The organism is Candidatus Methylomirabilota bacterium (genome assembly GCA_036005065.1).
Taxonomy (GTDB): Bacteria; Methylomirabilota; Methylomirabilia; order Rokubacteriales; family DASRDR01; genus DASYQW01.
Map to the genome: position 1 here is coordinate 16457 of DASYQW010000248.1, position 11676 is coordinate 28132.

Genomic DNA, 11676 nt, shown 5'->3' on the forward strand with positions numbered 1-11676 from the left:
GGGAGGCGCCCGGACCTGACGGCCTGATAACCGCCTCCCGCGCACCTTGGGCCGCCTTCTGGAGGTCCGGGACCTATTGCTCCGCTTCGGCGGGATCCAGGCTTTGGCCGGGGTCGAAATCGCCATCGACGAGGGCGAGGCCCTCGCCGTGATCGGGCCGAATGGATCCGGCAAGACCTCACTGTTCAACTGCATCACCGGAATCTATCGCCCCACCGCCGGCACCATCGCCTTCCGGGGAGAGAGCCTGCGCGGGCTCTCCCCCGACGCGGTGACCCGCCGCGGCGTGGCCCGCACATTCCAGAACCTTCGACTCTTCCTCAACATGTCGGTCCTCGACAACCTGCTCCTGGGCCGGCATCTACACTTCGAGCGGAAGCTCGCTCACGCGATACTCCGGCTCCGGCGCGAAGAGATCCGTCACCGGCGACACTGCGAGGAGATCATCGAGTTTCTGAACCTCGAGCCCTACCGAAAGACCCGGGTCGCCGACTGTCCCTACGGCGTCCAGAAGCGGGTCGAGCTCGGGCGGGCGCTGGCCACCGAGCCGCAGCTTCTCCTGCTCGACGAGCCGGTTTCGGGCTTGACCGCGGAGGAGAAGGAGGAGGTCGCCTACTGGATTCACGAGATTCGGGGCCGCTTCGGAGTCACGATCCTCCTCGTGGAGCATGACCTGCGGGTGGCGTCGCGGCTGGCCGGCCGGATGGTGGCGCTGGATCACGGGGTGAAGATCGCCGAGGGAGCGCCGGAAGAGGTTCAGCGCCATCCCGACGTGGTGCGGGCCTACCTCGGGGAGTGAGGACCGCATGCCCGGGACGGCTCGGCCGTTGCTGCGCGTCTCGAGCATCGAGACACTGTACCTGGATCGCATCTATGCCCTGCTCGGGGTCACGATCGAGGTCCCGGAGCGGTGGATCGTCGCCGTCCTCGGCCCCAACGGAGCGGGGAAGACGACCCTGCTCAAAACGGTGGCCGGACTCCTGAAAGACCAGCCGAAGAAGGGCTCGATCGAGTTCGCCGGACAGCGGATCGAGCGGCGGTCACCGGAGGCGATCGCGAACCTGGGTGTCGTGTACGTGCCCGAGGACCGCGGGCTGTTCCGGGAACTCACCGTGTGGGAGAACCTTCAGCTCGGTCTCTGGGGGCGGCGCGACGGCGGCATCGCACAGGACCTCGACTTCGTGTATGGCATGTTCCCGGTCCTCCGCGAGCGGCGCGACCAGCAGGCCGAGACCCTGTCCGGGGGCGAGCAGCAGATGCTCGCGCTGGCCCGGGCGATGCTCCGGCGTCCGCGCCTCCTGATGCTCGACGAGCCGTCCCTGGGGTTGGCACCCCAGGTCGCCCGGGGGGTCTTCGACGCCCTCGGCGCCATCAGCCAGACGGGCACCACGATTCTGCTGGTGGAGCAGAATGCGCGGCTGGCGCTCAAGGTGGCCCAGCACGCGGCGATCCTCGAGGCCGGCCGGGTCGTGCTCCAGGGCACCCCGGGAGAGCTCGCGGAACACGAGGACGTCCGGGAGGCGTACCTGGGACTGGGGACGGGGGCAGCCTCGCCGAGGGGCTGGCGGCTCTACCGGAAGCGGCGGCGATGGTGAGGCGGCCTGCCTCCCCCCAAGGGCAAGGAGGGGTGATGATGAGCAGTCGTCGGCCGGGGAGGGCGGAGATTGACGGGTCGGGCGGGGCGCGGAGTCTGCCGGCGTCGTTCTTCGCCCAGGTCGAGCGGCGGGGTGATCGGCTCGCGCTGCGTCACAAGGCCTACGGGATCTGGCACCGAGTGTCCTGGAACCAGTACGCCGAGGAAGTCCGGAAAGTGGCCGGCGGCCTGCTGGCCTTCGGCCTTCGGCCCCGCGAAAACGTGGCGATCCTCGGCGAGAACCGCCCGGAATGGCTCTATTGCCACCTGGGCACGATGTCGGCGGGCGGAGTGACCTGTGGCGTCTACCCGACGTCCTCGCCCGAGCAGGTCCACTACCTCCTGAACCACTCGGAGGCCCGGGTGCTCTTCCTGGAGAACGAAGAGCAACTCGAGAAGGCGCTCCAGGTCGTGGCCGACACCCGCGTCGAGCGGGTCGTGGTCTGGGACGCCAAGGGGCTCTGGGGCTTCACCGACGACCGGGTCGTCTTCTTCGACGACTTCCTCAAGCAGGGCCGGCAGCTCCTCGAGGCCCGCCCGGGCCGCCTGACCGAGGCGCTGGCGGCGATCGAGCCGGACGACACGGCCATGATCATTTACACCTCGGGTACCACCGGGCCGCCGAAGGGGGCCATGCTGTCGCATCACAGCATTCTGTGGGTGACCGACGCCCTCCTCGAGGCCAACACGCTCGGACCCGAGGACGACGCCGTCTCGTATCTGCCCTTTGCGCACATCTACGAGAACCTGATCTCCGTCTTCCAGGCGGTGCGGATCGGCTACGTGGTCAGCTTCGTCGAGAGCCTCGACACGCTTTTCCAGAACCTGCGCGAGGTCTCGCCGACCTACTTCGCCAGCGTGCCCCGGATCTGGGAGAAGCTCGCCTCATCCGTCGACCTGCGCATGGCGGACTCCACCTGGCTCAAGCGCGCGCTGTACCGGATGGCGGTGGAGGTGGGACGGCGCCATGCGCGGGCGAGGTTCTCGGCCGCCGGACCCTCCCCGGGGCTGTCGGTCGCCTACCGACTCCTCTACTGGACCGTGCTGGCTCCGCTCAAGCGCTGTCTCGGTTTTGACCGGATCCGCATCGCCGTGTGCGGCGCCGCGCCGGCCTCGCCCGAGTTGTTCGAGTACTACCGCGCCCTCGGTATCCCTCTCATCGAGGGTTACGGCCAGACGGAATCCACCGGGGTGATCTCGGTCAACCGGCTGGACCGGCCCCGGATGGGGACGGTCGGGGAGCCGATCGCCGGGATCGAGGTGGCGCTGGCCGACGACGGGGAGATCCTGACGCGCGGCCCCCACGTATTCAAGGGTTACTTCAAGGACCCCGAACTGACGGCCCGTACGATCGACCGGGACGGCTGGCTCCACACGGGAGACGTCGGGGCCTGGGAGGACGGGTACCTCAAGATCCTCGACCGGAAGAAGGACATCATCATCAACGCCTACGGCAAGAACGTCACCCCGGCCTACATCGAGAACAAGCTGAAGTTCAGCCCGTACGTCCAGGACGCGGTGGTGATCGGCGACCGGCGGAAGTACCTGGTGGCGCTGATCCTGATCGACGAGGACAACGTGACCAAGTTCGCCCAGGACCACCGGATCCCGTTCGCGACGTTCGCGGACCTCACCCAGAATCCCGACGTGACGCGGCTCATCGGGCAGGAGGTGGACAAGGTCAACCGCACGCTCTCGCAGGTGGAGAGTATCAAGAAGTTCGCCCTCCTCCCCCGGCGGTTCTACGAGGAAGAGGGGGACGTGACGCCGACCAAGAAGGTCAAGCGAGCCAGCCTCGAGCGGCGGTATGCGGAGATGATCGCCTCCCTCTACCGCGACTAGATCCTGGGAGGGGGCCTCGACGGCCCCCTCCCAGGCGCTCCCCCGGGAGAAGGTTGCGCGGGCGAAGCCCGCGCTCGGAGAGGAGCACCAAACGTTGGCGATATGGCAGTCGCATGGCGCGTGGTGCATACGACGACTTCCCAGGGCCCGGCCCGCGACGAGCTGAGCGGATGGATCTGGTCGAGAGCTACCGGGACGACCTGCGCTTCGCCCGCAAGCCGCTGACGTGGGCGCTACTGGGTCTCTTGCTGGCCGCGCTGCTGGCTCTGCCCTGGTACGCCCACGCGTCGTGGGTGGTGCGCCTGAGCCTGATCTGGCTCTATGCCATCGGGGTCATGGGGCAGAACCTGCTCATCGGTTACACGGGGCAGATCTCGTTCGGGCAGGCCGGGTTTCTGGCCATTGGCGCCTATACCTTCGGGCACCTGAAGCTCGTGGGAGTGCCGTTCCTGGCGGCGCTGGCCGCGGCCGGCCTGGCAGCGGCGCTGGCGGGCGTGGTGGTCGGGTTCCCTTCCATCCGCCTGAAGGGTCCCTATCTGGCGATCGCGACGCTCGGCTTCGGGATCGCCGTGTACCAGGTCTTCGCCAACTCGGAGATCCTGTCGGGTGGGCGGTCGGGGCTGGCGGTGGTCAAGCTCCAGCCGGCATTCGGGCTCAGCCGCGAGCTCTACGTCTACTACATCTACCTCGGGCTGCTCGTGCTGTTCACCGCGGTCACCTACAACCTGATCTCGTCGTACGTGGGCCGGGCATTCGTGGCGATCCGAGACAGCGATATCGCGGCCGAGGTCATGGGGGTGAACCTCACTCGCTACAAGCTGCTCGCGTTCGCCATCTCCTCCTTTTACACGGGCGTGCAGGGGGGCCTGTTCGCCCAGTTTCTCGGCCATCTCGAGCCGCAGACGTTCAATGTCGCCGAGTCGCTGACCCTCTTCGTGGCGGTGATCGTGGGCGGGCTCGCCTCGGTGGAAGGGTCAGTGTTCGGGGCGGCGTTCGTGATCCTGGTGCCGACCCTTCTCGCCGAGTACCGGTGGTTCGTTCCGGTGCTGTTCGGGCTCACGATCCTGGCGGTGCTGATCTTCGAGCCGCTGGGGCTGGCTGGCCGCTGGCTGAAGATGATGCGGTATTTCCGCCTCTGGCCCTTCCGCTGAGCGCCGGCCCCGGGTGAGCGGTCGATGGAGCGGCTACTCCAGTATGCGCTGACCGGGCTTTCGGCGGGAAGCCTCTACGCCCTGGTGGCGCTGGGGCTGGTGCTGATCTACCGGTCCACCCGGGTTCTCAACTTCGCCCATGGCGACGTGGCCACGCTGGGAACGTTCGTCGCCTTCGCGCTCGTGACGCAGGGCTATCCCTTTGCCGTCGCGTTTCCGCTGGCGCTCCTGGTCGGGGCCGCGGTGGCCGTGGCATTCTACTTCGGTGTCCTGGTGCCGGCCCAGCGTCAGGGGGCCAATCTGCTGGGGCAGGTCATCCTCACCCTGGGTCTCGCGCTGATCTTCCAGGGCCTCATCGTGTACGAGTGGGGGGCCGAGCCCGATCGCTTCCCGTTCCCGCTATCGGACAGCAAGACGTGGAAGGTGGGTCCCGTCTTCGTCAGCGAGCTGTCGCTCGGCACCTTCGGGGCCGGCGTGCTGGGGAGCCTGCTCCTCTACCTCCTGGTCCAGAAGACGCGGCTCGGCCTCGCCATGCGCGCCACCTCGGAGAACCTGGCGGCCGCTCAGACCCTGGGCATCCCGACCCGGCGAGTGCTGGCGTTCGCCTGGGGCGTGGCCTCTGCCCTCGGGGTGGTGGCCGGGATCTTCCTGGCTCCCGCGCTCCTCCTGGATCCCTTCTTCATGCTGGACCCGTTCCTCAAGGGATTCGCGGCAGCGGTCCTGGGTGGGCTCAACAGCCTGCCCGGGGCCGTGCTCGGCGGCGTGATCCTGGGGGTCGCGGAAAGCCTGGCCGGGGCCTATGTCACGATCCAGTTCAAGAACACGCTGGCTTTCGTGATCATCATCGTCGTGCTGCTGATCCGCCCGGAAGGGCTCCTGGGACGGGAGTTCAAGGAGCGCGTGTAACGAAAAGAAAGGGGGAGTGCCGAGCACTCCCCCTTTCGCGTCGCGCGGGTCGAATTCCGGAGGCCGGTTACTCTTCCTCGGCGGATCTGAGCGGGACCGGCCGGATCTGGCCGCGGATCTCCCCGCCGGGGAAGGTGCTCGTGTGGACGTTGACGTACACCACGCCGGCCTGGAGCGCGCGGAGCAGCTCGGCCATCGTGTCGAGGCCCTGCACCGCCGTGATGTCGCCGGCCGCGATGGTGCCGTTCACGGGGGTCCCCGAGGCCGGGCAGGCCGGCTTGCCGCCGCCGCCACACAGGAAGGCGACGATGCCGCCGTCGATGGCGACCGCCCCGAAGTGGAGGTGGGCCGCGGTCGGCGTCCCCACGCCGGCGTAGGTGAGCGAGTACTGGACCCCGGCGCCGCCTGCCGTCTGGTGCCCGCGGAAGCTCCCCCGGCCCGAACTGGAGACCGTCGGGACCTCCTGGTAGCCGGACAGCGTCCCCCGGAGATGATTGGCGGCGGCCAGGGCCGGCAAGCCGAGCGTCGCGAGCAGGGCCGCGAGAACGACGAGCGTGATGAGCTCAGAGCGTGTCATCGTGCCTTCCTCCGTGTCACGGGTGATGGGACCATACCGGAGTGCCACGGGGCCCGACCACACTCCCGCCCTCTCCTCTCTCCTTAATAAGGCGGGCCGGCGTCCAAGTCAAGCGCCATTGCTGGTGCCGTGTCGGCTGGGGTACAATCCCTGGCGGCTGCCATAGCCATCGCCGAGGAGGGCCATGGACCGTCCGATCGCCTACGACAAGCTCGCCCGGGAGGACCGCTTCGTGCGCATGCGCGCGCGGCGTGTCGCCGAGCTGCGCGTGGCACAGGGGCTCCCGCCGTTCCCCGACCTCGCCTCGCGGGAGTCGATCCGGGAGCGCGTGCACGGGATCCTGGTCGGCGAGCTCCAGGCCATGGAGGGAGCCGGCCGGTCGGTGTACGACTTCCCCGATGCGCCGTGGGAGTTCACGATGGACATGGCACGGCAGGTCTGGGACGAGTCGCGCCACGTGGAAGTCTACACGCGGCTCCTCGAGCACCTCGGCGGGTACGTCGGCGAGTTTCCGGAGAGCACGATCCTGTGGCGGTGTGCGTGCGCCGAGGACGCGGCCGCCCGAGTGGCCGGTGTCAATCGGGGACTCGAGGGCCTCGCCTGCGATGTGTTCGCCCAGCTCATCGAGATCGCCAGGCGGCTGCCCGATCCGATCATCGCGCGCGCCGTGGACTACGTCCTCGCCGACGAGATCACCCACGTCCGGATGGGGTCCTACTGGCTGAACAAGCTGACCGAGGGCGACCCCGAGCGCCGCCGCCGCGCGGTCGAGTTCCAGGAGTCGATCGACGAGCGGTTCAACCTGGGCGGGATGCGGCGACCGGGTGCCGCCGACGAAGTGCCTATTTCCATTTCGGACGAGATCCGCCGCCTGGCCGGCTTCACCGAAGAGGAGATCCAGCGGCTGGTCAAGGCCACCCAGCGCAGCCCTGTCTACTGATCACGGGCCTCGGCGCGCCCGGCCCGGCCCCGGAGGCACGTATCCCGCCCGGCCGACGCTCGTCGCCGTCGCGCCCGGCCGGCGGCCGCCCGCTCCGGGGCTCGCATGACCCCCGACCCCTCGCGCGAGCTCGCCGGCCACCTGAGCGTCGAAGCCAGCGCCCGACGCGTCCGCCAGTACCGCTACGCGGAGGAGCGGATGGTGCGGATCCTGGCCGGCTGGATCGCGCTGACGCCCGAGGTGCCGGTGAAGCTGCTGATGGGCCGTCAGGTCTGGGACTGCGCCCAGCACGCCGACCTGTGGGGGAAGCGGCTGCCGGAGCTGCGAGCGCCGGCCCAGGTCTCGGAGCCGGCCAGCCAGGGCCTCGTCGGCTTCATGGCGGCGCTGGAGAGCCGGGAGGCCTGGGGCGAGACGCTCGAGCGGCTCACCGGCATCTACCGTGTCTTGAAGCCGCACCTCGCCGCCACCTATGCCGCGCACCTGGCGCGCGCCAACCCGGTCTTCGAGGCGCCCACCCGGCGAATCCTGGAGCGGTGTCTCGACGAGGAGCGGCGGCATCTGGCCGAGGGCCGTCACGCTCTCGCGGTCCTCGCCCGCTCCGAGGCCGCGCGGACCCGCGTGGCGCGCTGGGAGGCGGAGCTGCGGGGCCTGCTGGGGAGCGCTGGCGGCGTCACGGGGGAGGACGGCACGGTGCCGGCGGAGCCGGAGGACCGGGAGGACCCGGGAGCTCCAGCCGCTGCCGACGACGCTGGCGCGCGCCCTCGGGCAGAGCCGGAGCCGGGGCGCGACCGCGCGCACGCGGAGCCTGTCGCCAGGGCGCTCGAGCATGCCCGGCGCCTCGTGAGCGGGGATCCCGGCGCGCTCGACGATCTGGACCCCGGCGCCCGGCTGGAGCCCGCCGATCTCTTCCGCCAGCTGCTCGGCGAGGCCTTCCACGGCTTCGACCTGGTGGCGCACGCCCGTATCGGCCGGCACCACATCCTCAAGACCAGGTACGTCGGCCACCGCACGGTGGTCGTGCAGGCGCGCTGGGCCGAGACCCCCGAGGGAGGGTGGCGGATCCTGGCGGCCGAGCAGGTCCGCGTCGCGGGCCCCGAGGGCGCGTGACGGCCGAGCGGGACCGGCTCCAGGGCCGCTGACCTGTTTCCTCGAGATAGACACGCAGGCCCGAGCGGAGGGGGGCGCAGCCCCCTTCCAAAAATCGAGAGGAGGCTCTGACGGATGGCCGAGGAGGTGCGGGCGCACATCACGGGCGTCGTGTTCCAGGTCGTCAGCCAGACGGGCGACCGGGTGGCTGCCGGTGATCCCATCCTCATCCTGGAGTCGATGAAGATGGAGATTCCGGTCGAAGCACCCCGGGCGGGAGTCGTCCAGGCGATTCGGGTCGCCGAGGGCCAGACGGTCCAGGAAGGGGACGTCGTCGCGGTTCTGGAGTAAGGATCACGGCGGGCAGGGAGCCGACCATGGGGATGCGGGAGCTGGTCGAGGAACTGCGGCAGCGCCGGGCACGCATCGCCGAGCTCGGCGGCGCGGCGGCGGTGGCGCGCCAGCACGAGGGCGGCAAGCTGACGGCCCGGGAGCGGCTCGCCTTCCTGTTCGACCCCGACACCTTCGTCGAGATCGGTGCCCACGCGACCCACCACGCCGAGCTCGCCTCGATGGCTGGCCGGGAGACCCCCGCCGACGGCGTCGTCACCGGCTTCGGCCGAATCGATGGACGCCCGGCCTGCACCATCGCGTACGACTTCACGGTGATGGCGGGGTCGATGGGACGGACGGGCGAGGTGAAGTGCGCCCGGGTGCGGGAGATGGCCCTTACCCAGCGGGTGCCGCTGGTATGGCTCATCGATTCAGCCGGCGCGCGGATTCAGGAGGCGGCCGGCGGGGGCTGGTTCGCGTCGTCGGGGTACCTGTTCCGGGAGGAAGTCGTCCTGTCCGGCGTGGTGCCGCTGGTGGCGGCCATGATGGGCCCCGGGGCCGCCGGCACGGCGTACATTCCCGGCCTCGCCGACTTCGTGCCGATGGTGAAGGGGACCAGCCACATGGCGCTCGGCGGTCCCCCGCTGGTAAAGGCCGTGGTCGGCGAGGACGTGGATCCGGAGGAACTCGGGGGCTCGCGCGTACATACGGAGATCTCGGGGGTCGCCGACCTCGAGGTCGTGGACGACGAGGCCTGCCTCCGGGCCGTCAAGGATTACCTCGCCTACTTCCCATCCTCGAACCTGGAGGCGCCGCCGCACCGGCCGACGCCGGACCCCGTCGATCGCCGGGACGAGGGCTTGCTCGACGTGGTGCCCGAGAGCCCGCGCCGGGCCTACGACATGCACCGGGTCATCGAGCGAATCGTGGATGAGGGTCGCTTCTTCGAGCTGAAGCCGGCCTGGGCCCGGAACCTCATCGTGGGTCTGGCCCGAATGGGCGGACACAGCGTGGGCATCGTGGCCAACCAGCCGCTCCACCTGGGTGGCGTCCTGGACGTCGACGCGGCCGATAAGGCCGCGCGGTTCGTCATGCTCTGCGACGCCTTCGGGATCTCCCTCGTCTTCCTCCAGGACGTGCCGGGCTTCATGGTGGGGTCCAAGGTCGAGCGGGAGGGCATCATCCGCCATGGAGCCAAGATGCTCTACGCCGTGGCGGAAGCGACGGTGCCCAAGGTCACCGTGATCGTGCGGAAGGCCTACGGAGCCGGCTACTACGTGATGTGCGGCCGGGCCTACGAGCCGGATCTGATCGTGGCCTGGCCGACCGCCGAGATCTCGGTGATGGGACCCGACGGCGCGGTCAACATCATCTCTCGGAAGCAGGTCGCCGCGGCCGCCGAGCCGGAGGCCGAGCGCCGGCGGCTGGTCGAGGAGTTTCGGCGGGTGATCAACCCCTACGTCGCGGCGGGCCACGCCCACATCGACGACGTCATCGATCCGCGGGAGACGAGGCCGGTCGTGATCCGCGCGCTCGAGGCCACGCGAGGCAAGCGCGTCGAGCGCCCGTGGAAGAAGCACGGGGTCATGCCAGTCTAGCTTCCCCGGGGGGAGGCTTCGGAGGGACCGTTGAGGCCCCCTCCGGGGTCAATTCTCGACGAAGCTCTTGAGGCCTCGGCCGCGGAGAGGCGAGCGGAGCTTTCGCAGGGCCTTCGCCTCGATCTGGCGAATCCGCTCGCGGGTGACGTCGAACCGCTGGCCCACCTCCTCTAGGGTGTGCTCGCCTTCCTCGCCGATCCCGAACCGGAGGCGCAGGATCTCCGCTTCCTTGGGGCTCAGGCTGGACAGTGCCCGCTCGACCTGGACGGTCAGGTCCTGAGTCAGCAGCGAATCCGCCGGGGACGGGGTCCGCTTGTCCTCGAGGAAGTCGCCGAGATCGGAGTCCTCGCCGATGGGCGTCTCCAACGAGAGCGGCTTCCGTGAGGACTCCAGGATGAGCCGCACTTTCCGGAGCGGCAGGCCGCTCCGCCGGGCGATCTCCTCCGGGGTGGGCTCCCGGCCGAGCTCCTGGAAAAGCCCTCGGTTCACCCGCGAGAGCCGGTTGAGCGTCTCGATCATGTGGACCGGGATCCGAATCGTCCGGGCGTGATCCGCGATCGCGCGGGTGATGGCCTGGCGGATCCACCACGTCGCGTACGTGGAGAACTTGAAGCCCCGGCGATACTTGAAGCGGTCCACGGCCTTCATGAGGCCGATGTTGCCCTCCTGGATGAGGTCGAGGAGGGGCATGTCATGGTTCAGGTAGCGCTTGGCGATCGAAACGACCAGGCGAAGGTTGGCCTCCATGAGCGCCTTCTTGGCCTGGCGGACCTCGAACTCGCCCGCGTCCACGTCGCGCAGGAGCGTCACCAGCCGCCGGTGGGGCAGACCCACTTCGGTCTCGATCTCCCGCGTGCGACGCCGGAGGGCCGTCCGCGCGCCGTCGCCATCGCGGGGGGCGAGCTCCAGGGTCTTCACCAGGCGCGTCAGCTCCTGGGCCAGCCCGCGAACCCGGCCCACCCACCGGTCGACCACCATGGGCTTGAGCGGGAGGTTCCCGAGCAGCCGCACGCGGTTCTGGTGGTTCTGGGCGATCCATTCCTGGATCGCCTTGCGGGACTCGGCCTTGCGGGCGCGGCCGCGCGCCGCCTCGAGGTCCGTGAGCTCGCGGTCGAGCCGCCGGATCTGGGCGAAGACCCCGAGGACCCGCCTGAATTCGGCGTCGGCCAGCTCGGTCCCGTCGGGGGCCTCCAGGAACGCCTCGGGGGCGACCTCGTGCTTGCGCAGTCGCTCCGACAGCGTGACCAGCTCGCGCCGGACCAGCGGGACCGCCATGACCGCCCGTCGCACCCGCTCCTGCCCCCGCTCCATCTGCTGGCCGAGGACGACCTCGCGCTCGGCCGTGAGCAGCGGGATTCGCCCGATCTCGCGCAGGTACAGCCGGACCGGGTCCTCGGGGCTCAGGCTCTCCTCGAGGGCCTCGGGCTCTTCCTCCTCGGCCGGCGGCTCGAGCTCTTCGACCGTCGGCGCCATCGGCTCGTCGCCCGGGGCGGCCGGCTGAATGTCGAGTGTCGCGAGCACGTCTTCGACCTTGTCCGCCGAGACGAGCTCGCCCGTCAGGGCGGTGGGGTCCTCCCCCAGCTCCTCGGGCTTCCGCTTCGAGCGGGGCG

The 11676-nt window shown here is 69.8% G+C and carries 11 protein-coding genes; 9 read left to right on the forward strand and 2 right to left on the reverse strand.

Annotated elements, in window-relative coordinates; genetic code table 11:
- The first annotated feature begins 103 nt into the window (after nucleotides 1–103).
- The 5 genes from VGW35_17780 (at nucleotide 104) to VGW35_17800 (ending at nucleotide 5532) form a co-directional block, all read left to right on the forward strand.
- Complete coding sequence (locus VGW35_17780; GenBank protein ID HEV8309514.1) at nucleotides 104–799, forward strand: ABC transporter ATP-binding protein; 696 nt, start codon at nucleotides 104–106, stop codon at nucleotides 797–799.
- Between the two features lie 7 nt (nucleotides 800–806).
- Nucleotides 807–1595, forward strand: a complete 789-nt coding sequence (locus VGW35_17785) for an ABC transporter ATP-binding protein (GenBank protein ID HEV8309515.1) — start codon at nucleotides 807–809, stop codon at nucleotides 1593–1595.
- 35 nt (nucleotides 1596–1630) lie between these two features.
- Entirely contained in the window at nucleotides 1631–3475 is a 1845-nt protein-coding gene (locus VGW35_17790) for an AMP-binding protein (protein ID HEV8309516.1), read from the forward strand.
- Nucleotides 3476–3645: 170 nt separating this feature from the next.
- Nucleotides 3646–4626 carry a branched-chain amino acid ABC transporter permease gene (locus tag VGW35_17795; protein HEV8309517.1) on the forward strand — a complete coding sequence of 327 codons (981 nt, stop codon included), beginning with the start codon at nucleotides 3646–3648 and terminating at the stop codon, nucleotides 4624–4626.
- Nucleotides 4627–4650: 24 nt separating this feature from the next.
- A complete protein-coding gene (locus VGW35_17800; GenBank protein ID HEV8309518.1) occupies nucleotides 4651–5532 on the forward strand; it encodes a branched-chain amino acid ABC transporter permease in 882 nt (293 codons plus the stop codon).
- A 67-nt stretch (nucleotides 5533–5599) separates the two neighbouring features.
- On the opposite strand, the gene VGW35_17805 is transcribed toward VGW35_17800, so the two are convergent.
- The gene (locus tag VGW35_17805; protein HEV8309519.1) at nucleotides 5600–6109 is read right to left on the reverse strand and encodes a CHRD domain-containing protein; all 510 of its coding nucleotides are present in this window, start codon (nucleotides 6107–6109) and stop codon (nucleotides 5600–5602) included.
- A 184-nt stretch (nucleotides 6110–6293) separates the two neighbouring features.
- Here VGW35_17805 and VGW35_17810 point away from each other — a divergent pair, with 184 nt between their 5' ends.
- The 4 genes from VGW35_17810 to VGW35_17825 all read left to right on the forward strand — a co-directional run bounded on the left by VGW35_17810 (nucleotide 6294) and on the right by VGW35_17825 (nucleotide 10066).
- Nucleotides 6294–7049 carry a DUF455 family protein gene (locus VGW35_17810; GenBank protein HEV8309520.1) on the forward strand — a complete coding sequence of 252 codons (756 nt, stop codon included), beginning with the start codon at nucleotides 6294–6296 and terminating at the stop codon, nucleotides 7047–7049.
- Nucleotides 7050–7154: 105 nt separating this feature from the next.
- A complete protein-coding gene (locus tag VGW35_17815) occupies nucleotides 7155–8156 on the forward strand; it encodes a hypothetical protein (protein HEV8309521.1) in 1002 nt (333 codons plus the stop codon).
- 114 nt (nucleotides 8157–8270) lie between these two features.
- Entirely contained in the window at nucleotides 8271–8486 is a 216-nt protein-coding gene (locus tag VGW35_17820; GenBank protein HEV8309522.1) for a biotin/lipoyl-binding carrier protein, read from the forward strand.
- A gap of 26 nt (nucleotides 8487–8512) precedes the next feature.
- Entirely contained in the window at nucleotides 8513–10066 is a 1554-nt protein-coding gene (locus VGW35_17825; GenBank protein ID HEV8309523.1) for an acyl-CoA carboxylase subunit beta, read from the forward strand.
- Nucleotides 10067–10114: 48 nt separating this feature from the next.
- On the opposite strand, the gene VGW35_17830 is transcribed toward VGW35_17825, so the two are convergent.
- Nucleotides 10115–11676, reverse strand: a 1562-nt coding sequence (locus VGW35_17830; protein ID HEV8309524.1) for a sigma-70 family RNA polymerase sigma factor, incomplete at its 5' end; no start/stop codon positions are given.

Coding starts and splice junctions, on each gene's coding strand:
- VGW35_17785 (HEV8309515.1), top strand. CDS start 807: ATGCCCGGGACGGCTCGGCCGTTGCTGCGCGTCTCGAGCATCGAGACA.
- VGW35_17790 (HEV8309516.1), top strand. CDS start 1,631: ATGATGAGCAGTCGTCGGCCGGGGAGGGCGGAGATTGACGGGTCGGGC.
- VGW35_17795 (HEV8309517.1), top strand. CDS start 3,646: ATGGATCTGGTCGAGAGCTACCGGGACGACCTGCGCTTCGCCCGCAAG.
- VGW35_17800 (HEV8309518.1), top strand. CDS start 4,651: ATGGAGCGGCTACTCCAGTATGCGCTGACCGGGCTTTCGGCGGGAAGC.
- VGW35_17805 (HEV8309519.1), bottom strand. CDS start 6,109: ATGACACGCTCTGAGCTCATCACGCTCGTCGTTCTCGCGGCCCTGCTC.
- VGW35_17810 (HEV8309520.1), top strand. CDS start 6,294: ATGGACCGTCCGATCGCCTACGACAAGCTCGCCCGGGAGGACCGCTTC.
- VGW35_17815 (HEV8309521.1), top strand. CDS start 7,155: ATGACCCCCGACCCCTCGCGCGAGCTCGCCGGCCACCTGAGCGTCGAA.
- VGW35_17820 (HEV8309522.1), top strand. CDS start 8,271: ATGGCCGAGGAGGTGCGGGCGCACATCACGGGCGTCGTGTTCCAGGTC.
- VGW35_17825 (HEV8309523.1), top strand. CDS start 8,513: ATGGGGATGCGGGAGCTGGTCGAGGAACTGCGGCAGCGCCGGGCACGC.